Raw genomic sequence first — 21,631 nt, forward strand, 5'->3', positions numbered from 1 at the left:
ATTATCTCCCTGTCCTTACGCCATAGGAGCTGTGTTTGGTGTTGTTGGCGGTATCAAATTTAATTTCTTTAGCCTTAGACTCAATATCCGTAGCAAAAGCTTCCTGCACCTCATCCCCACCTTGGGCAATCATGTGGAAGATGTCCAAAGCCTCTTTTATTAAGGCGGCGGCGTCAGCATTGGCTTCTATGGCTTCAAGCGCGGTACTGTCTGCGGTTGCTATAAGGTCAATATTCTCAAGCACTTTAGCCGCGTGTTTGGCGCCGTTGTCTTGCGCCGCTATAGCGTCGCTCAGCACCATAAAAGCGCCCAATACGCCCAAACTTTTTAAAATCTTAGCGTTTTTGGGGGAAAGTAAATTAATAGTTTTCCTTTCCGCCTTCAACACATTTTTAAAAGCCGCGTAATCTCCTTTAAAAGCGACGTCGCGCATTTTTTTAAGAGACTGCGCTGCTAAAACTTTTTCTTCCGGATACTTAATCCCGTCAAGTATAATATCCTCAACCACTCTTACGGGTGAAATATTTTTCTTTTCCAGCGCCATATAAACGGCTTCTTTTTCCATTAAAATATTTTTGTACGGTTGGGCCGATAAAGCGGTTAAGGTTTTATATTCGGAAACAAGGTTGGGGTTACCGGCTATGGCTTTCATATTAAGCTCAAGCTCTGTCTGTTGGAGAATATTTTTAAAAGAGCTTGGGGAAAGACCGTTGGAAGATGTTCTGTGCGCCCAATCCACCCTTTTTTTAGTAATGGCTTCGTAGAGTTCAGTTTCATTTTTATTCTTAAGATACGTTTGAAGCAGGTAGGAATTTTCATATAACTTTGCGGCTCTTTTAGAATATTGCCAATCAAACTCACGGTACGTCCAAGTAGTTTTTTTGGGCATATTATTATTGCCGCGTGCTATCTTGTATTGCCAGTATTTTCTCTCTTGCTGTCCGTATGTAATAGCGACATAAAAGGCAAATAACGAAATAAACGCATAGCCCCCCAGAACAAATAATTCATGGTTTCCTATAGCGGCCTGTACAACTTTTTTGTCCTCAATATAACGTTCTTTATATTCCTGCATTGTAAAAGGTTGTTCTTTAGAACCTGCGGGCCTGGCGCCCTTTGCTGCTATTTGCGCATGCGTAGTTGTTGTACAAAGTATGATTGCGCTTAATATAACTGCTGCCAGCTTATTAAGCTTGCTCATAATGTTTATCTCCTTGTTTTGACACCGGTCGAATTAAATTTAGTGTTTCTTGTGTCAAACTGTATTTGCTTTTTTTGTGCTTCGTAGCGCCGCTTGTACTCCTCTTGCTCCTTAAGGCTTGCGTTGGCAATCTCATGGTAGCCGTCGGTTATTATGTTAATCACTTTTAAATAGTCTTCGTTTTTATCTATGGCGGCAAGAAGGTTGTCATCCGCCTGTAAAAATAAAGCAAAATTCTCGTTAATTCTGGCAAGCTGCTTATCTGTTTTAGAGGTGTCCATAGCCACAGAAACTATAATTAAGAAAGAACCCAAAAAGAACATCCTCTTTAACCCTTTTTTAAATAAATATGATTTACCGGAGTTAGATTCCGCTTTCAACAATTTTTCCATAACCGCAAAATCTTTGTTTATATAAGCATTGGTAAGTTTATCTGAAAGTTTTAAATAGGCCTGCCTCTGCCCCTGCGGTATAGAATGAGCGGTAATTTCTTCCACGCTTCTGGTAAGTTTTACATTTAATAGATTTTCTATTTTTGCATAAAGCTCTTCTTTTTTTAAAAGAATATCCACAGTAACACCTGTGTTTACGTAATGCGTACGAAGCTGTTCAACTTCCATTATATACTTGTACAATGTCCTTGATACGCTTTCAGGCATGGTGTTATTCATACGCCCTGCAAAAATACTGCTGTTAAGATAGTTTGAAAGACCTCTTAACTCTCTCTCTTCAAGAAAGCTGATGACGTCCACATAAGTGGCTGATTTGTTGGAAGCGAAATTTCTCATTACTGTTTTTAAAGCATTATCATTTTTTTCCGTGGCGTACTCTAAAGCGTCTTTAATAAGGCTTTCTTTAGCCTCGTTTAAGTGATACGACAAACGCAACGACGCTCTGCCCGGCGCAACATCTCCCATGCCTTTATAAATTGAATACAGCCCCGCAGCCACAGCCGTTATAGTGCCTGTAATAAGCAACGCGCCGCCAAATTCGTTCATTTTAACGGTGTCTTCTTTTAATATAGTCTGGCATTCTTTTGCGCTGCGCTGCCCGGGCGCCTGCGCATAAACAAAGCTGTTGCCCGTTAAAACCGCAATCAGGCCCACAGCAATAATTTTTTTAAGAATTTTCATAAATTTTAAATCCTCTTACCCAGATTCTAACAGTGCCCGCCAAACTAAACAAGGGCCAAAAGACCCAGGCATGCCTAGGCCTTTTGGCCCAGTAAGTTATAAGCATACAAAAAGCCCCGCCGTATGGCGGGGCTTAGTTATAACTGTTATTTAAAACTTATTTTGCTTTTTCGTCAATTACATGCCACATCCAGCCGCCAAAAAGGCCGCCGAGTACAGGCATAATAATGAACAGCCACAGCTGGCCCATAGGCGCTGTATTGCCCGCGAATAATGTAATTAAAGCGGGGCCAAATGACCTGGCGGGGTTAACTGAAACGCCTGTCACCGGTATACCCACAATGTGGATAAGCGTTAAGCAAAGGCCGATAGCGATACCGGCAAAACCGGCCGCGGCTCTTTTGCTTGTAACGCCGAAAATTACAAATAAGAATAAAGCTGTAAGCACAAACTCAGCTAAAGCGGCTGAAAGCACGCAGTAACCGCCGGGGGAGTGCACGCCGTAGCCGTTCTGGCCGAGGCCGTTTACAAGTATGTCATAACCGGGTGTGCCGGAAGCTATGCCGTAAAGCACGGCCGCGCCGATTGTAGCGCCAATAAACTGGGCAACCATATGGCCCACGGCTTCTTTAGAACCTATTTTTTTGTTAAACCACATAGCTACTGTAATAGCCGGGTTAATATGACAGCCCGTTATAGGCCCAATGGCGTAAACCATAACCATAACAGAAAGACCAAAGGCAAATGCTATGCCTAATGTGCCCACGTGTTCGCCTGCGAGTACCGCGCTGCCGCAGCCCATAAGCACCAAGAACATTGTGCCAATAGCTTCAGCAAGATATTTTTTTGTATTTGACATTGTTTACTATACTCCTTGATTTTATTAACTAAAGTATTGCAACTTTATAATTATAGCAACTTTAAATAGTAAAATATAGATATTATGAAACTTACAAAAGAAGTGTTTACGGTATCGCTTGCCAACGCGTTAATTGTTATGGGGTACGGGTTATCAGTACCGTTTTTCGCCATATATTTAAACGTGCAAAGGGGTATACCCGCAAGCATAGTGGGCGCCATAGTGGCGTTTGCCATGCTGGGCACTTCTGTGGCCAGCGGTGTAAGCGGGGAACTTTCAGACGTACTGGGCCGTAAAAAAGTTATGGTTGTCTCTCTATACCTGCGCGCGGCAAGCATGCTGCTGATGGGCCTGGCTATGGCGCTGGGCGCGCACTATATTTGGATAATAATATGCCATGTGCTGGGCAGTTTTTTTGGCGCTTTCTTCAGGCCCGCCTCAAACGCCTGGATAGCCGACACTGTCAGCCGTAAAAACCTTATGCAGGCTTTTGGCTATATAAGAATAGGCCTTAACATAGGCTGGGCATCGGGCCCGGCTATAGGGGGGATATTGGCGGGGCACTCATTCGCGCTGCCGTTCGCCCTTACAGGTGTGGCTTACGCTCTAACAGGGATATTTTTGCATTTTAACATTAAAGAATGCTTTGTAAGAAGCAAAGAACGCAAAGCTAAATTTACAGATATGGTTTTAGAACTTAAAAACCCAAGGCTTTTTAAAATGTGTATTTTAATCTTCGCAATCGCTTTAGTTTCGGCCCAGCTGGTTACCGGGCTGTCATTGCATGGTATTAACTATATAAAGCTTACCCAGGGGCAAATAGGCATGTTATTTTCCATTAACGGGCTGGTTGTGGTGCTATTACAATACCATATGGGCAAAATAATGACAGGCATACGTGTAACCACCGCTTTAATAATAGGCTGCATAATATACGGCATAGGCTATATTTTGGTGGGTGCGGCACACGCTTTTACACTTGCCGCCGTGGGTGTGTCGCTGGTATCCATAGGGGAAATGGCTTTGTCGCCTGGCTCCAATACGCTTATATCAAACATAGCGCCTGACAAACTGCGCGGCCGCTACCTTGGCATGCAGGAAGTCTCCAGGCAGATAGGCGTGGCTTGCGGCATGTTTGCCGCGGGTATGATGATAGAACATCTAAGCCCCATTCACCAAATAATACCCTGGCTGCTGGTGGGCGCGGTAGCGTTTGCGGCGGCTTTTGGATTTTATAAAATAAGATGTATGTTTACACCTGAAGAAGACGGCCTTAACCAACCCCTAACCCCGCCGCCCCCGGCAAAAAACGACGACGTACAGGTAGTAAGCTAGCTTTTGATTTAATACTTATAAAAACCCCCGCTGTTTAGCGGGGGTTTTTAAAAACATATTTAGAACATATAGTGCAGTTTTAACATACCTGTGTGCGACGAATAGTCTTCTTTAAATAAGCCGTCATAACTTAAAGACACTTGCATATCATCTTTAATCATAGCGTTTACAGATACGCCGGCTTCCACGCCAAGGCGGTGCAGACGCTCGCCTTTAACTTCGTAGCTGGAAGCGTTGGGCAAGACTACCGTACTGTCAGAACCGTCGCTTACAAAATCATACACAAGACCCAGGTTCGCCTGCGGCTGCAGCCTGAGTTTATGTGAAACAGAATATTCTTCCGCTATAAGATCAACACCCGCGGAACCCGCCAGGTAATCACTGCTGTCCGCGGAAACTGACTGGCCGGAACTGTCGCTATAGCCCTCCTGGTGCATACGCATATAACGCACGCCTATATTTGGCACCAGAAAGTCTTGTATATAATAACCTGTTTTAGCGGAAGCGGAATACGTGTGTAATTTATAGTCCGCCGTTATGGGCATACCCGGGATATATTTGTTTTCATCATAATTTGAATGGCCGTAATTTAATATGGCGTTAACATAAAAATCGCCCGGCTGGTATTGCCCGTAGACAAAAAAGTTATCCCCGTCAATTTTAGTTTTACGCTGTAAAGAAGTAACATTAGTATGTGTATACGCGTAACCTAAGCCCACCAGGAAGTCCCCGCCAACATTGGTATCAATACCGGCGGAAAGCCCTGTGGTGTTACCCGTATAAGAAGAGGAAGAAGACGTCCATTCTTTATGCGTTTTGTTTAACAAACCTTGCACCCAGAAAGAAAAGTCAGCCTCGTCACTGGTATAAACGGAACCTTTAGCGGGCAAAGCGTAAGATGAAGGCGCCGCTACTGCTGACATACGCATGCTGGCCGCGTTAAAAATTTGCTGTGTCGCGCCCGCGTGAACAGCTTGGCGCGCGGGGGCGGATTCCGGCGCTATGGCGGTGCTTGCCGCTATAAAACCGCCTGTATCAACCTGCGCTAAATTGGCCAAAATATCCGCCGCCTGGTTAGCTGAGGCAGACCCCAAATCACCGCCCGCCAAAAATGCTGAAGCGGTGGCCGCGTTATTTGACGTGCCGCCCGCGTCTTTAATAGCATCGGCCTGTTGCTCGGCCGTATTACGCGCGGCTGTTATATTAAAACTATCATCCATCTCCAGCCCGTATAAAATATTGCTGGCGTTTGCCAATACTAAAGAACCATTGTTCACGCTGCCTGTGATAAGCTGTTTGGTTACAGGTGTGGTGGAAGCAAAATCTTTAGACAAAGCTATAACAAGATTAGCTTTATCGGAAGCGGAAGAGCCGATATTAACATTAGCCGCGTCCACCGTGCCCATTTCTGTTTCCGTCATAGAAAGTGATAACGTGGAACCGTTAGCCATATTAACCGTGTCCGCCTGTAAAACCGTAGTGCCTATATCAAGCGTGGCGGTATTATTAATGTTTACAGTACCCGTGCCCGCTATGCCGCCGCCTATAACTGCGGTGCCACCGTTAAAGTTAAGCGTGCCAAGGTTGTACATATCATTATCCGCCCCGGCCGCTTTGTTGCCGCTAAACGTAACGTCACCCGCAAAGTTAATCTCCGAGCCCGTATGGTTATAAATAGCGCCGGAAGAAGATTGTGATATATTGTCCGTAAATTTAGCGCCGGAGCCTATATTAACGGTGCCCATATTAAATATAGCCGCGCCGCTGTTACCCGCCGTATTAGCGTTAAAAGTCGCGTTATCGCCTATATTAAAAGCGCCGCCGGTATTATAAATAGCGCCGCCGTAAGAGTTAGAACTGTTGGAATCAAACACAACATTGTTTCCTATAGTGGTGCTTAACAGCGCCGGGTCATCGCCTGTGCCGGCCTCCTGCGATATCGCGCCGCCGCCCCAGCCGCCGGTGGAATTGCCCAAGAACCGCACATTATCGCCAACAGCCAAAACGCTTTTGTTAAAAATGGCCCCGCCGGTAGCGCCGGTGGTTGAGTTATTTTGAAACAAAACGCCGTCGCCAATATTAAGCGTTTGATGGGCGTAACCTGAAGCGGGGTAAAAGTCATTTATAATGGCCCCGCCGCCCGCCTGGGCGGTATTGTTTATAAACTGCGTATTATTAATAGTTACCGTGCCTATAGGCCCGTTACCCTCAGCCCTTACGCTGATAGCGCCGCCGCGCGCCGTGGCGCCCGTTGCGCTATTGCCTGAGAACACAGTATTATTTATTGTTAACGGCCCGCCAACCTGGTAAATAGCGCCGCCCCAATGGGTGGTGCTGTTACCGCTAAAGGTAGCGTTATCAATAGTAACCCCGTCATAAGCTAAAACAGCCCCGCCGCCTGCGTTACCGGGAGTGGGAATGTTAATAAAATCAGCGTCCGTATAAGTAACAGGTGAACCCGCCTGAACAGTTTGCTGCGCGGTATACTCCGTACGGGCAAAGGCTGTGTTGGCGTTTGCCGCTATCATAAAGGTACTCAAAAGTACCGCTAATAATTTTTTCGTCATTTAATTGCCTCTTGTCCTGCTATAATAACTTCAATGTGACTCTCTTCCTGACCAAGAATACTAGCATAATATTTGTAAAAAGGAAATAGAGTTGTTTTTTTAAGTTCCCTACGTCGTAAATTAAGCCAATTACCGCCGTGTTTAAACAACTTTTTATTACTAAGCGTTCTGGCGGCGGGGGCGTATATTCTGCCATAGAAATGCAGGTTATCAGCGGCGGGATTTAAAAGCTGTTCTATATTATCAGCGGTAAACGGCGGGGGGAGAAAGCCCGTCCCTTTATAGTTAAGATAAGGCGCGTAAGCATATTGTTTAAAAGCCTCAAAATCTTTATTTTTAAAGCTTTGTAGCGCGGGGGCGGACAAACGCGCGTAATCACCGCAAGCGGCGTAATAGGCGGGATTTGCGGCGGTTTTTGAAACAATAAAATACGCTTCCCAGGAAGAAGAAAGAAATTCGTCATAAAGCGTTGGCGGCCAGGTAAAACCGTATTCCCGCCCCTTAGACCATAGCAAAGCGTGCTCGGCCTCGTGTATAATAACAGGCGCTACGCAGCGGGCAAATAAGGCGGGCAGTTCTTCCTCAGAATAATTTAAAGAAGTCTGTTCCAGCCAACTTTTAAGGGGGGAGGACATAATAAGAATTTGTTTGCGCGAAGGGGACCATAAGGCCAAAGCGGAACTATTTTGCGGGCCAAGAACGGCGGGGATATCAGACAATAAAGCAAAACGTTCTAAATGCGCGGCGCCCTCAAACTCACCCGGTAAAAAAGAAACCGCTTTTGTAAAAAAGGACTGCAATTCAACATTCTGCCCGCCGTAGAGTGTGACACGCGCGGACAGAGAAAGCGCGCATAGCGCGCAGCAAAATATAACTTTTTTATAAAGCATATAAATATATGCGTATTTTATTTGTCCACGCTGCCCACAAGGGCAAAACCTTTCAGTTCGTCTTGCGCTGTTTTAATTATATCTACTTTCCACACGCAGTTGATTGTTTTGCTTTCAGTTAACATGACGCTTTGGTCCCAAGTAAATGTGCCTTTTTCGCTGTTATACGCGGTAAAAAAAGCTTTTCTGGCCATATGCGGCGCAGGGGTGAAAAGATCAAAGAAGTTTTTGCCAAGATATTCTTCCTCCTCCGGCCTGTGAAATGTGGAAAGGAAAGCGCCGTTAATATATTTAATGTCGCCGTTAGGGTCAAAAATAACGGCGGGGAGTGAAAGATATTTAAACGTATCTTCCAGACGTTTGGTGCCTTCATCTAAAATTTTACCGGCCTGGCGCACCTCTATACTGGCGCTTAAAAGGCGCGACATAAGAGCTATAAGCTCCTGGTCGCCCTCGCCAAACTTAATTCTGTCTCTGCTTACAAAACATAAGCCGCCCGCCACTTTACCGCCCAAATAAAGCGGCCCGGCAATAAGAACTTTTATTTCTTTACTTTTACAAAGAGAGCCTGGCTCGCAGGAGGACCTGTCTACGTCAGATAACATAATTATGCTGCCGTTTTTAATACCGGCAAAACACTGGTCGTCAGGAAATACCATGCTGCGCCTTATGTTAAGGTCATTTTCAGAAGCGTAAACTATAGTAAAATTATCACTGCCTCCGCCCGCGTAACGCAGTATAAAACCGGCGTCGGCGTTAAACATTTTTTTGCCAAGCTCTAAAACCTCATCCACGCGTTTGGTAAAAGTATCACCATTTTCAGACGTTACTTCATATAACGCCTGTATTTTACGTTCCATTTCATTGGTGTTGGCAATTTCTTCTAAAAGCAAGAAAACCTGCTGCTCTTCAAGTATGGGGGAGATAAAAGCCTCGTACGACTTAACCCCATCCTCATTACTAAGACTGAATGTAAAAGAAGTTGTAATATTTATGCCAAGAGCCTCTTTGATAGAGTAAACCAAAGTATCCGCCACATCTTTAGGCCAAGCGTCGTAAGGGGATTTATACTGGTATCTTGTAAAATTATAAATGCCGCCGGAATCTTTGGAGTTTGTGTATCCCTCCTGTACCACGCCATCGGCGTCGGCTTTAAGCAAAATACCTTTGAAAAATTTTTTAAGGCTGGAAAGTTCTATATGGTCTTTACTGTCGGCGGCCGCCATTTTAACAAGCGCGTTTAAATCCCTTACCACACATAAAACCATGGAGGAATCATTAAGGTCAAACTTATTAAAAGCCACTTCCACCTGCATTTCCTCACCGGTTTGCTTATAAGCTTTTGCCGTAAAAACAACACGCGGCACAGATGAAAGCTGCTTAATGTGCGCGTCTATAAGCCGCTGCGCCTTCTCTACATTTTCATTAGCGGGGGCTGTAAATAAACGCTCCAGGCTCATGTCGGCAAAGTCATGCATTTTATAAGAGAATATACCCTCAGACTCTTTGTTGGCGTGCAGTATGGGGCCCGCCATATTACCTTCTAATTTGCAAAAGAAAGCCGCGCCGCCAATAGAGGCCATAAGAGAGTTGGCTATTTCCTGGCGCTCTCTTAAAATACCGGCGGTTTGTTCGGCGGGAGTTTCATTTTTAAAAATAACTATAAACCCGCTGTCATCGCTTGTTCTGGCCGCGCTTATTACCACGGAAAGGGGATTATCGGTATTAAGCTTATAAAACCTGCCGTATATATGCCTGTTTCTAAAAAGCTCTTCTAAATCACGCGCCAGCATATGCCTGTCTGCCGGAACAAATAAATTGCTGAACATTTTGCCCTTTTGGTACATAGACCCAGGCAGGCCAAGCGTGTCAAAAGCGGGGTTAACGCTGTCTATAGTGCCGTCGTTAAGGCACTTTACGGCAGGGTCGTTAAGCCACATGGCGTCAATAACGTTAAAAGCCGGGTCCTCCTTAACATAACGCTCTATAAGAACTATATAATCAGACGCCACGCTGCCGTCCCTTGTGTCGCGCCTGTTTATAGGGGCCATACGCAGCGTAAATTCCATTTTCTCTTTAAGGTCAGAGGTAAACACCGCTTCGTTAAGTTTAGCGGGGTCAAAAGTAAAGTGGCTGTCCGCCCTCTCACCGCGCTTTAAACGTTTGCGTACGCCAAGGGGCAGCAACGGTTTAACATAATATGTTCTGTAAACTTTTTGGTCTTCTTTTTTTAGATTAAATATTTCCCTGGCGGCCGCGTTTAACAACATGGGGTAACCCGTGCTGGACATAACAGCAAGCGCGGAGGGGTTGTTTTCAAAAGAGTTTCTAAATTTTTCCACGTCTGTACGCAGGTCTTTAATAAGAGAGTTTTGCAGCGTGACATCCCTAAAAAACATAAGCACAATTTTTTTGCCCATATATTTGGAAAGTACCGCGCTGGCCTCAAGGTCAGCTATTTCCTCGCCGTCCGCTTTAAGCATTTTGATATCGGCGGGTTTGGGGGAGGACTCGCTCACCGCGCCGTCCCAAAGTTCCTCCAAAAACATTTTGTGCTCTTTAACCGCGTAGTCAACAATATTGACGTTCATAATCTGCTCTGGCGTTTCATAACCCAGCAGGTTTGCCATTTTGGCGTTGGCAAAAATAATTTTTTTGCCCTCTAATATTACCACGCCCTCGTTAGAGTTTTCTACCATAAGGGAATATTTTTCCCTGGACTGCATGAGCTGCTTTTCCATCTTGCTTTTTTGCGTAATATCTTCTGATACCGACAGCAGGTAATCAGGCGTGCCGTCCTCTTTGTAGATAGGCGTTTTAACGGTGTGCATTATTTTAACGCCGGACTTCATGGTGGAAACTAACTCCTGCGGAATATCAATTTCACGTTTGGAATCAAATACCATTTTGTCCTGCTGTAAAATATAATCTTTAAGGTCTTTGTTAAGGTTTGTCTGGTAAAATTCTTTACCTACAACCTCGTCAGCCTTGGCGCCAAAAAGTTCTTCGCTTTTTTTGTTCCACAAAATATATTGGCCGTTATACTTTTTGGCAAGTAAGGCCACGGGCAAATTGTCCACCACGTTTTGCAAAAAGTTTTTGGCGTTAATAACCTCACGCTCTGAGTTGCGTTTATCGGTAATATCCTGCGCTATTGTAAGCACTAAAAACGGCTGGCCTTTGTCGTCTAAGACGGGCGCTTTTATAAGGTGCATCACATATTCTTCCGCGCCGTCAGGCGTAACGTAAATTTCTTCCGCCACTTCCATAGTTTTGCGTTCTTTAACTATTTTTGCTTCACGCGCGGTGATGAACGCCAGCTCATCCTCCGCCGACATATTTTTAACGGAAAGATTTTTATCTATAAATATTTCTTTTGTTTTCTTGTTGGAAAATACCATATTCCCGTCTAAATCACGGGCGTACATTGAAAGCGGCGCGTAGGAAAACACGGCGTCTAAAAAGTTTTTAGCTTCCAGCACTTCTCTGTCTTTTTTAATTTTTTCCGTAACATCCTCGGCCACGGTAAGCACGGCTATAACATTGTTTTTGCCGCTGTATACAGGTGCTTTTATAAGGTGCACAACTTTTTTGCTGCCGTCTTCTCTGACGTAATCTTCCTGCTCCACGTCCAGCGTTTCGCCGCTTGCAAATATTTTTTGCTCACGGTTAAGATACTGTTTAACTTGTGAGAGCGTTTCATGTTTGGGGTTAAATTCACGCCAGGCTTCTTTGCCAACCTCACGGTCATAAAGCGATGATATGCGCTCCGTAAACGGCGGCATTTCCTCACCGCCAAAGTATTCTCTGGATTTTTTATTGGTAAATAAATATCTGCCGTGCTCGTCGCGCGCGTAAAGCGCCATGGGGATGGTGGCGATGATTGTTTCCAAAAATTCCTGCACTTGCTTGTTTTTTACGTCTTCTTTATATTTTTGGGTAACTTCCTCAAACACGTCTAAAAACAAAGAGTCTCCGTCGTCCGTATTTTTAAAACTTTTAAATATATTAAAATATTTATCGCCCATGTTTGTGGGTATTTTAAAATTTTCCATATACATGGCGCGGCCTTTTTTTAGCAGCGCGGCGTCGGCGTCGTCAAACACTTTAAGCACTGCTTTATCTTTAATAATGGCGGACAGTTTTTTACCCACAATGTCGCCTGCCATAATATCTGTTTTAAGGGCGGCGGTATTGTTCCACAGCAGTACGTTGCCCTCTTTGTCGCGCATGCAGATGGAAAAGGGGGACTCGTCAAACATATCAAACATGCTTGTTCTGGTAAGCTGCGCCTGCGTTTGGTGGGCTTCCACTGTAAGTATTAAAAATTTGGTGCCCGATAACGGACTTACCGAAATTTTGGCAAAAACTTTTTTGCCCTCTTTAGTGGTTATTTTTTGGGAGAAGACATTCCCGGGTTTAAGCGTGTCTTTTTTAAGGGCTAATTTGGAGTATGACAGGCCCTCGGCCTCCTCTTCAGGGTAGCCAAGCAGGTCTAAAGCGCGTTGGTTGGCGTAAAGTATTTTTTTATCCGCGCCAAGTATAACGATGGGGGAGGAAAACTCTTTAAAAAACTGCCTTGCCTGCGTTAAAGCGGCCTTACTTTCTTCTGACATTTCACCGGAAAAAAACGAAAACAAACTCTTTGTCATAAACTCCCCTGGTATAATAAGAACATGATGTTATTTATATTTATATATATATTATATATAAGCCGTTGTAGTAATGCTATTAAATTAATGCGTTAAATTCAAGAGTACCCGCCGTGGAATAAGATATCCCCGCCCCACTGGGGATAAGCGTAGAATGCGGAGGAAGTAAAGTGAGCGTTAGTGAGCAGGTGAGGGGAATACACAGTTTACGCTATCCCCCAGAAGGCGAGGGAAATATAAATAAAAAAACCGCGGGGTTTTAGCCCCGCGGTTTGTGTTAAAAAACTTATCTTAGTTTTATTGATTGTGCGCCTTTGTCTGTGTCTACTTTTATTATGTACATGCTGTTCTTGGGCAGGTTGGCGTTGATTTTGTTAACAGCGTCGTTAAGCGCTTCGCTGGCTAACATTCTGCCGTTCATGTCGTAGATTGTGGCTTTGGCGCCCGGTCTCCACTCAGGCAATTCTATTGTTACACCATCGGCGGTTCTATAGGCTTTGGCCTTTTCTTCCGTTGTCGCTTTATCTATGCCTACCGTGCTGTGGCCTGTGGCTTTAGGGACTTTAAGAGTAGCTTGTGATACATACCCCTCTTGTTGACCATGAGGAAGAGTCCTGAGACCATCAACTACTTTATAAAATGTAACCGCATAATAATCACCACCATCAGCAAGCGTTTTCCCTGTGGGTAAGCCTGTTTGGCGGTTTCTTACTTTAAAAGGTGTTCCATCAACAGGGTCTTTAAGGTTAACATCAAAAGTGGTTAACTCATATGGATTTGCTCTACCCGCATATACATAGCCCAACACTGTGTCAGGCATACATAAACCTGTGGATTGGTCCCATTTGTCAAAGTCTTCGCCTGTTTCAAAATAGTGGCTGAAGCCTTTACCCATACCTTTGTCTACAAAAGCTTGTATACCATTGTTAAAGTCATCTATATTATACCACTCAAAACAAGCCCAATTACTAACAATGACATACCAAATATCAGCTTCCATATTAGATAAAATTTGCGGATTAGCTTTTACAGAGTCGTAATATGAGCTTATTGTACCAAAAGAATTATACGGGTCGCTTATTCTTTCCGCCCAAAACATTTGCCTGTTTAAATAACGGAAATCATCGTCTTCCGGCAAATCCATGTTTTCTACTGATAAATATGGGGCACCCCCTATTACAAATTCCTCACCTTTTATGTTAACTGTAGGGGGGAAAAGTCTGTTTTCAACAACATACTCATCACCAGGAGAATAAATATTAAACCTATCACTTTCCCAAACATTTACCCATTCATCCGGGTCAATTTCATATTGAGGTTCATTTACTTCGTCAATAGAGGAGGTTGTTTTAAGTTGGGTTTTTAAAGTTTTCAAAGCAACTTTTTTTGTATTTTGTAAAGCGGCTATTTTTGTTTTATCAATACGGCCATTATGGTCCATTGTATAAGCTTGTATCTCACCTTTAGCTTTAGGATCAGCAGCTTTAGTTTTTTTAAGAACAGGCTCGTCTGACATAAGGGCTTTCATAAAATCTGTATTGGGTACAGTTGCTCTTATTGCAGCGTTAACCTCATCATTAAAAGAACCCGCGCCAACAGTAACTGTCATCGGGCTTTCGTAATAATAGTTTTCACCTGCAGGGGTTTGAGCGGGAATAACGGTATAGTCTATAGAAGTTTGCACATATCCCGCATTAGCGTTTGTGACGCAGGCCAAAGCGATAAGTGTGCATAGGGTAATTGTTACTATCCTGTTCATAAACAGCCTCCAATATTTGCTGATATATAACATATTAACATATGTTAACTAAATACAAAATACATTTTATGTTTTTATATTATATATATATTATTAAGTGTACTGTAACAAAACTTAGCGCACAATACTTAATTTTACACTAGAATTTATTAACATATTTCACTAAAAATAAGGATTGCTTAAAATCCCTCCCGGCTCTGCCGTACTCCCTTTGATTAAAAATTTACTCCCTTTGCAAAGGGAGTACCCGCAAAGCGGGGGAGGAGATTAATACTTGCCGTACATGTACAGCACTTTAATATGCGCTTGTACCTCACTTTATCAATCGCCTCCCCTTTTAGCTTTGCAAAAAGGTACCCCTCTTACAAAGAGGAGGAAAATAAGCAACTATTTATGGCAAACTCATATTTTTTAAGAAATATTTGTAACCGGAGAAAGAGGTAAATAAATATTATTGACATTTATGAATATTTTAAATAGACTTATTAGGTCTTGACAAATATTTTTTATATGATTATTATATAAATAATATTTAAATAACCCTTTATATATAAATTAGGGGAGGAATCATGAAAAGAATAATGGCAATTTGCGCCGCTTTGGCCGCTGTGGCGGCATTAAACAGCGCGGCACTGGCTGACACGGTGAACCTGGTAACAATATTACCACAGCCCGTGGCTGCGTTTGTTAAGCTGGAAGTGGCGGGGAACTCTAACTTTACAAAAGTTAATATGGGCAAATCCGGCACAACAAGCACAGTACAAACAAAACAGGCGGATATTTATGTGCCCAACGTTATAGTAGGCCAAATAATAAAAGCTAAAGAGGCCGACATAACAGTTAACACCTCCGCGTTAGATTTTGGTGAAGCTGAAGCTGACAACATTGACGTGCTTGACGGTACCGTAACCTCAAATAATTTTGCCATTACGGCTGATAACTCCCTTTACATAAACGGCGTAAAATGGGCCGCGCCCAGCACAGGCAATATAAACTGGAACGAGGTAAAAGTGGGCGAAGTTACATCCGGTATTAAGGCCGTTACAGACGGTACTATTACCAGCCTGGAATAGGAGATTAACATGAAAAAATTATTATCTTTATTAACACTTTTAACAGTTGCCAGCCTTGCCATGGCCGCCACAATAGAGAGCGTGGCTTTCCACCCGTCACCCTCAGGCAAGTATGACAAATTAAACGTGTCTAACACGCTTAACGCGGGCACAACCGGCGGTACAACAGCCAATATAAGCAGGCTGGTGACCAACGGTAACTTAGACTTAAAATCAGAAAGCGGCAGCGCGGGCAACCTGGTTGTTACAGAGTCTCTTACAATAAGAGGCACAGGCGCTGAAGTGGATGTAACAGGTTCGGCAAATATTAAAACAAACCACGCTTCTAAAAAGTTTACGTCGCCTAACACGAAGTTTACCGCTAAAAGCAGACTGGGCGCGCAAAAAACAAAGCCTGTTTTTAAAGCCACAAACGGTGACACCGCAAACTTTAAAAGCCCTTCCTCGTCCGCCACACTCAGATGGTTACAATTAACTGACGTGGACGGTAAAAAGCATATGGTTCTGATGGAAGACACAAATTCTTCTGGTGCAGGTTGTCCTCCGGATGGATATGCAAGAGCTTGCTGCCTTAACCCAGCCGGTCCTGCATGTACAGGCAACGCACAGTGGGAAGTTGACCGTCAGGCTGCTGTAAACAAATCAGGTTTAAGATAAGTTAAAAGACTTAAAAAATATTTACAAATAAAACACCCGGGATTAAAAAATAATCCCGGGTGTTTTATCTTTTCCATCCAACAAAGCGAAAAATATTTACAGCTTAACAAGCAACCGCAAAAACCCCGCGTAATTATTTTATTACGCGGGTTTTTTGTACATTCCCTATTTTAAAACCCCTGCAAATGTGACGGCAAACATTGCTAAGTAAACTGCTTTGCCATTTTGCCGGTACTGCGTTAAACCCTGCACTACATTGCTGCAACTACTATTTGTTTTCTTCTTCTTTGACAGTTTTGGGGGTGCCCCAAAAAGTCATTATTTTCCAACCGTCTTTAAGCAAAAAGTTGGAAATGCTGCCCACAACCGTTTGCTCGCCCTCTTCTGCCGGGTTAAGACCATCCTTGTTGTTTTCTGCCTTAAGAGTTTTCCTTTTGTCTGACATTAGTACCCCTCTCAAGAGCGCGCGTCAGCGCGCGCCCTTCACCACGATGTTTTTAACAACGCTAATATTATAGTAAATTTTAATTAGAATAGCATATATTAGATTAATTAACAGCAAAAATAACTTTCCATTTTCTAAAAGGTGAACTATTATAAAAGTATGGAAGAAAAAGGCCGCCCAACTGGACGGCCGTATTAATAAGTAGATTTTGACACGTTGCAATTTTGACAAAGTTAAAATTGTCAAAATCTTTTTTGTGAAACAAAAAAACCGCCGGGGCATTAGCCCCGGCGGTATATGCTGCGTAAAACGCTAAAACTAACTACTTAGATTCAGAAGACGCGGAGGAAGATGAGTCCTTTTTAAACAAACCGCCTATGCCTTTAAGCGCGTCTTTAGCGGTATTTACTGTGGCGGCGGCAGCGTCTTTAGCCGCTGTAGCCGTGCCAGAGGCAACATCTTTAGCGGTGCTTGCCGTGCCTGTCGCCGTGTTTTTACCAAGCGTGGTCAACCCGGGGATAATAGAGGTAGCCGTAGACAGCACATCAAGCGTAGGTTTAGGGTCGCTCATAGTGCCGCCCACTTTAATAGCCACAGGCTTAAACCCGCTGGAACCCTGTTTCCCCAGGTGCGCGTTAACCTTCATGTTCAACTTTTCTGTATTAAAGTCAATAGTACCAAGCGCCTGCACGGTGGCCAGGTCAGAGTTGAGCGTAGTTTTGTCTATATTCATAAGGCCTGATTTAAACGTATAAGCGCCTTCTATAGAGTGGAAGGGTATTTCATCCTTAGCCTGCCCGCTCTTGTTAAAAACGTCAAGTTTAAGGTATTTAAACACTTTGTCCACCACGCCAAGTGAAATAAACATTACATTAACAAGTTTATTTGACTTAAGAAAAGCGTTAATATCGCTTATAGCGCCTTTTTGCAGGTCAAATGACATAGGGCCCGTAATTTTTTTAAGATCGGCGTCAACGTTAGTAAGATTGGTTTGCAGTGTAACACCGTCCGAATAAAAATGCGGTACAGTTATTTTGCCAACCTTAATGTTTGATTTAACATCAAACAACATGTTGGAGCCTGAAGGCTGCGCCGCGGCAGAACCCGATGCGGCGGGCGTTGCGGACGCGGTGGTATCGGCGGAAGAAGCGGGTAATTTTTTAAGCGTAAGGCTGTCTAAGTCGAAATTAAAATCAACTTTATAGTGGTTGGCCTTAGCCTCGGTCAATGATAGGTTTGTTTTAAAGTTTGCGTCGTTAATTTTGCCTGTAATATCGCTTGTTTTAACGGCGGAGAGGGAGGATATGGTAATATCGCCCGTAATCTCCTTAACAGTCGCAATATCTTCATAAGAAGCGTTTATGTTAGATAGTTTAATAGAACCTTTAACCGGGTTCTTTTCCGTCGTAACAATGTCGCCGGTAACGCCGCCTGTCAGGTTATAGGGCGCGGTAAGTTCCTGCGCTATAGCGGCAATTTCCGCCAAAGCAAGCGAGATGTTGGTATTAGCCGTGTAGGCAATATCCTTGCCGCCCCAGTTTGCGCTGGCCGTGCCTTTAATAAGCGACTTTGGCAGGGTTATTGAAAAGTTTTCAACCGTAGCTTTTGAGTTATCCAAATCCGCCTTAACTTTAGCGGCCAGTTTTATAACGGGCAGGGTAAAGTTGGGCAGGTCCGCCACAAAGCCGCTTACGGTTTGTTTGTTTACGCCGCTGATGGTGGCTTTAATATCCGCCACCGGGTTGTTAAAGCCGGTTACACTGCCTGTTACGTCAAAAGTGGCCTTGTTAAATATTAAGGCGAGTTTTTTGATTTCAGCGTAGGCGGTGTCAAAGTTATTGTTTTTAAGATCGGCCGCAAACTGACCTACAACGGGCAGCGTCACTTCCATATCGCTGTCAGAATAAAGCACTTTAAGCGCGGCGTCTATATTAAACACGCCGTCAAGTTTAAAGTCATTAATTTTAACGTTAATATCTTTAATGTGCAGCTTCATATTTTGCTGTTTATCGTTGTAATTAACGTTTGAATTGTTGATGTAAAATTTATCCACGCTTACGTCAAAGGCAAGGCCTTTGTCGGTAACTTCCTGCGGGGCCTCGGGCTGCGGGGGGCTTCATTCTCGGCGGGTATTAAATCGGCAAAGTTAAAAACACCGTTTTTATCTTTTATTATGTTAGCGGTAAAACCTTCTAAACCTACCGTGCTTACCTCTATTTGTTTTTTAAAAAGCGGGGCCAGGGCAATTTTTACAACCAGGCTTTTTGCCTCGGCAAAAGTGCCGTCTTTAAACGTAGCCTTTTCAGATACCGCGAAGTTGGAAAGTTCCACACCTATAAGCCTGAAAGACACGTCATCAAAACGTACTTCTCTGTTGTAGTTTGTTTTTGCGTAGTCTACAACAATTTCTCTTACTTTGTCCGCGTTAAAAATCTGTCTTAGCGCAAAAGCCGCGCCCAAAAGCAGCACAAGCAGGACAATAAATAATATTATTAATACTTTTATTAACTTCTTCATACGTCCCCCAAATTATAATCATTACAAGTCAAATAAATTATATCAAAAAGGGGGCTGCGGGGGTAATAATTTTTAGTATTATTTTCAGAAGTATTTTTGTAATTTAGGCAGCCTAATTTTTTAAATAAGATGCCAGCAGTTTTTTAAACTTTTTAACTTCGTTGTTTTTAGGGTCTAACTTATAGTATTTATTATCTTCAAACAGCAAGTTATCTTCGGGGTAAAAAACAATGCTTTTAGCGCTGCCGCCGTAACTTAACTTTATTTCAAACCTTAATGCGCCGGAAGCGGCGGTTATATTTTTTTTCGTTTTGGGGGCATAGTAAAAATTATTAAAAACAAGTCTTTCGTCTTCACTAAGCGCAAGCAAGCGGGCAGTAAATTTAAACGGATACTTTGATACGTACGCGGTAATATCTGCGGACTGCAGTGCTCCTCCTCTTAAAAAACCTTGCGGTGAAACATCGTCGCTTTGTTTGCGCGTAAAGTTGCCTGCGGTTGTCTCAACCGCGTCTGCCGTTTGCCTGATAATTTTTATTTCATGGGGTAAAAGGGGGTTCTGCCTTTTTGTATATGGGGAGTTAGTAAACGCTACGTCTGTTTTAAGAGTAATTGTTTGGCGCTTGGCGTCATAATTATACGTGCCGCCTGCGCTGTCGTTAAAGTATATTCCGCCGGAATAATAGTGCGAATAAGAAAATCTGCCGTCTTTAGAAAAAAAGTATGAAGTGCCGCTAATGCCTGCCGCCAGGCCGGACTCTTTTGTCCAAGATTCGCTTTTTTCAAACGCGTTTGGCACGGGCTCGTCAGTAACTTTTAGTTTTTCGGTTTGCGTTATAAATTTTTCAATTTTCTTTTTATCTTTCCCGGTGCCGTAAGCGGCAAATATTTTATCCGCCATTTCCGCGCGGCGCTCACCTACGGAAGCGTCAAAAATATTTAAAAGTATATTATTATCGTTATTATTTTCTAAGGCGTAATCAAACGCGGTTTTCCCGTAAATATCTTTTAGGTCTCTGCCGCCTTTATAGAAAAATAAATCAGACATATTTTTTATTTTACGCGCGTCGGTCTCACCCGCTTCAGGCATAAGGGCAATGTAATGCAGCATGTTTCTGCCCTCATTATCTTTTATATTTACATCTGCGCCGTTGTCAATCAGATCCCGCACACTGTCATAATTTTTTTGCGCCGCCATATACAAAAGCGCCGTTTGTCCGGCTTTTATATCATACAGCTCTTGCTTTGCCAGGGCGTTAATATTTGCTTTATCCGCCAACAACTGCTTTATTAAAAAGTTATAATGCCTATGGTCGTTTTTATATTCATAAGCGGTTAAAAACCACTCTGCCTCTACATCTCTTTTAGCGCCGCTCTCAAGCAAAGTATAAGAAACGTGTTTGGTTGCGGGTAATACATTAGCCTTTGTAAGCGCGCTCATGCCCTTATTATCCACTGCGTTTACATCCGCGCCATATTTTAATAACAGCGCAACACGTTCTGTCATACCCCGGCCGGCATTAATATTTTCTATCTCATAAATAAGCGCTGTTTTACCCTCTGCGTTACGGCTGCCCGGGTTTACGCCGGCTTTAAGCATTCTTTCTAAAATCTCCGGGGACGCCAGTTCCCGCGCGCCGCCCCAGTATTTATCTGTAAGAGTAAAAAATAAAAGGTTAACGCCCTCCGGTTCAAAAACTCTCTCCCCGTCCGCCCCGGCGGCTAAAAGCGCTTCCGCCCTGAAGATACTGCCTTTGCTGTTATATGCAATACTTTTAATTAAAGCCTCAAGCTCCTCGTCTAAAAAATTCTGCGCCGCCCCTTTGTACGCTTCTTTTGAAGCATCGGCTATAGTTTTATCATCAATATAATCCCAGGCGGTATTACCGCGTTCGTCAGCGGCGTCCATATCGGCGCCGTATTTAAGCAGGGTTTTAAAAGCTTTAGCATCTTTCTCGTAAACTGCCCTTACCAGCAGTGTTGATTTATAATCACCGCCAAGATACTGCGCGTTTATATCCAAACCGCCGTCCAACAGGGTTTGTAATGTTTTACCGTCGGATTTTGCGGCTGCTTTGTAAGCGGTTTTGTATAAATTATTATCAGTCACGGTTACCTCTTGCGAAATTGCAAAAGTATATAGGAATAAAGATATAAAAATAAATATTGTTTTTATGCTGCAAAAATAGGGTTGTAGAAAAACGCTATTTTTCATCTTTCTGCTCTGGCAGTTGTTTGGGGGAATCATCGGCGTTACCCTGCTGTGCGCGGAATTTTTTTAGTTCTTTTTTTACTCTGGTACCCGTAAAAAATAAAAGCGCGGCGTCATCGGTAAAACCAAGTATGGGCAAAGCTATGTCGGGTATGATATCTATGGGTGAAATAAAGTAAAATAAGAAAAACAGCATCCACAGGCTCATAGCCCACGGCATGGGGTATTTGCCTTTGCGTACGGCGTTAAACATTTTAAAAAATGTTTCTATATCGCCGGGGTTAGTAACGGGGTTGCTTTTTTTGCTCATATTTTATTTTATGTTTTTATA

At 43.3% G+C, this 21,631-nt stretch carries 15 protein-coding genes; 3 read left to right on the forward strand and 12 right to left on the reverse strand.

Annotated features, from left to right (window positions below; genetic code table 11):
* Window position 1: 1 nt before the first annotated feature.
* The 3 genes from AAIR98_RS06205 to aqpZ form a co-directional block, all read right to left on the reverse strand.
* Window positions 2–1,201, reverse strand: a complete 1,200-nt coding sequence (locus AAIR98_RS06205; protein ID WP_423971328.1) for a hypothetical protein — start codon at window positions 1,199–1,201, stop codon at window positions 2–4.
* A 5-nt stretch (window positions 1,202–1,206) separates the two neighbouring features.
* A complete protein-coding gene (locus AAIR98_RS06210) occupies window positions 1,207–2,334 on the reverse strand; it encodes a hypothetical protein (RefSeq protein ID WP_423971329.1) in 1,128 nt (375 codons plus the stop codon).
* Between the two features lie 157 nt (window positions 2,335–2,491).
* Window positions 2,492–3,193: an aquaporin Z gene (aqpZ, locus tag AAIR98_RS06215; protein WP_423971330.1), complete on the reverse strand. Its 702-nt coding sequence runs from the start codon at window positions 3,191–3,193 to the stop codon at window positions 2,492–2,494.
* A gap of 84 nt (window positions 3,194–3,277) precedes the next feature.
* On the opposite strand from aqpZ, the gene AAIR98_RS06220 reads away from it, so the two are divergent.
* Window positions 3,278–4,528 carry an MDR family MFS transporter gene (locus tag AAIR98_RS06220; protein ID WP_423971331.1) on the forward strand — a complete coding sequence of 417 codons (1,251 nt, stop codon included), beginning with the start codon at window positions 3,278–3,280 and terminating at the stop codon, window positions 4,526–4,528.
* 59 nt (window positions 4,529–4,587) lie between these two features.
* Here AAIR98_RS06220 and AAIR98_RS06225 read toward each other — a convergent pair whose 3' ends face one another.
* From AAIR98_RS06225 to AAIR98_RS06240, 4 genes are all read right to left on the reverse strand, one after another.
* Window positions 4,588–7,095, reverse strand: coding sequence for an autotransporter family protein (locus AAIR98_RS06225; RefSeq protein ID WP_423971332.1), 2,508 nt, complete (start codon window positions 7,093–7,095; stop codon window positions 4,588–4,590).
* Window positions 7,092–7,985 (reverse strand): hypothetical protein, encoded by an 894-nt coding sequence (locus AAIR98_RS06230; protein ID WP_423971333.1) that lies wholly within the window; start codon window positions 7,983–7,985, stop codon window positions 7,092–7,094. Before AAIR98_RS06230 ends, AAIR98_RS06225 begins: the two co-directional genes overlap by 4 nt.
* Window positions 7,986–8,002: 17 nt before the next feature.
* A complete protein-coding gene (locus tag AAIR98_RS06235) occupies window positions 8,003–12,637 on the reverse strand; it encodes a PAS domain S-box protein (RefSeq protein WP_423971334.1) in 4,635 nt (1,544 codons plus the stop codon).
* Between the two features lie 286 nt (window positions 12,638–12,923).
* The gene (locus AAIR98_RS06240) at window positions 12,924–14,396 is read right to left on the reverse strand and encodes a T9SS type A sorting domain-containing protein (RefSeq protein WP_423971335.1); all 1,473 of its coding nucleotides are present in this window, start codon (window positions 14,394–14,396) and stop codon (window positions 12,924–12,926) included.
* Between the two features lie 569 nt (window positions 14,397–14,965).
* Here AAIR98_RS06240 and AAIR98_RS06245 point away from each other — a divergent pair.
* Both AAIR98_RS06245 and AAIR98_RS06250 read left to right on the forward strand, forming a co-directional pair.
* Window positions 14,966–15,469, forward strand: a complete 504-nt coding sequence (locus tag AAIR98_RS06245) for a hypothetical protein (RefSeq protein ID WP_423971336.1) — start codon at window positions 14,966–14,968, stop codon at window positions 15,467–15,469.
* 9 nt (window positions 15,470–15,478) lie between these two features.
* Window positions 15,479–16,126, forward strand: coding sequence for a hypothetical protein (locus AAIR98_RS06250; protein WP_423971337.1), 648 nt, complete (start codon window positions 15,479–15,481; stop codon window positions 16,124–16,126).
* Between the two features lie 268 nt (window positions 16,127–16,394).
* Here AAIR98_RS06250 and AAIR98_RS06255 read toward each other — a convergent pair whose 3' ends face one another.
* The 5 genes from AAIR98_RS06255 to AAIR98_RS06275 all read right to left on the reverse strand — a co-directional run bounded on the left by AAIR98_RS06255 (window position 16,395) and on the right by AAIR98_RS06275 (window position 21,610).
* Window positions 16,395–16,571 (reverse strand): hypothetical protein, encoded by a 177-nt coding sequence (locus AAIR98_RS06255; RefSeq protein WP_423971338.1) that lies wholly within the window; start codon window positions 16,569–16,571, stop codon window positions 16,395–16,397.
* Window positions 16,572–16,893: 322 nt separating this feature from the next.
* Entirely contained in the window at window positions 16,894–18,567 is a 1,674-nt protein-coding gene (locus tag AAIR98_RS06260; RefSeq protein WP_423971339.1) for an AsmA family protein, read from the reverse strand.
* Window positions 18,568–18,626: 59 nt separating this feature from the next.
* Window positions 18,627–19,088 (reverse strand): AsmA family protein, encoded by a 462-nt coding sequence (locus AAIR98_RS06265; protein ID WP_423971340.1) that lies wholly within the window; start codon window positions 19,086–19,088, stop codon window positions 18,627–18,629.
* Between the two features lie 112 nt (window positions 19,089–19,200).
* Entirely contained in the window at window positions 19,201–21,198 is a 1,998-nt protein-coding gene (locus tag AAIR98_RS06270; RefSeq protein ID WP_423971341.1) for an ankyrin repeat domain-containing protein, read from the reverse strand.
* A 94-nt stretch (window positions 21,199–21,292) separates the two neighbouring features.
* On the reverse strand, window positions 21,293–21,610 hold the full coding sequence (locus AAIR98_RS06275) for a DUF1232 domain-containing protein (protein WP_423971342.1): 318 nt from the start codon (window positions 21,608–21,610) through the stop codon (window positions 21,293–21,295).
* Window positions 21,611–21,631 lie beyond the last annotated feature (21 nt).

The sequence above is a fragment of the Elusimicrobium simillimum genome (assembly GCF_049639735.1).
GTDB lineage: Bacteria > Elusimicrobiota > Elusimicrobia > Elusimicrobiales > Elusimicrobiaceae > Elusimicrobium > Elusimicrobium simillimum.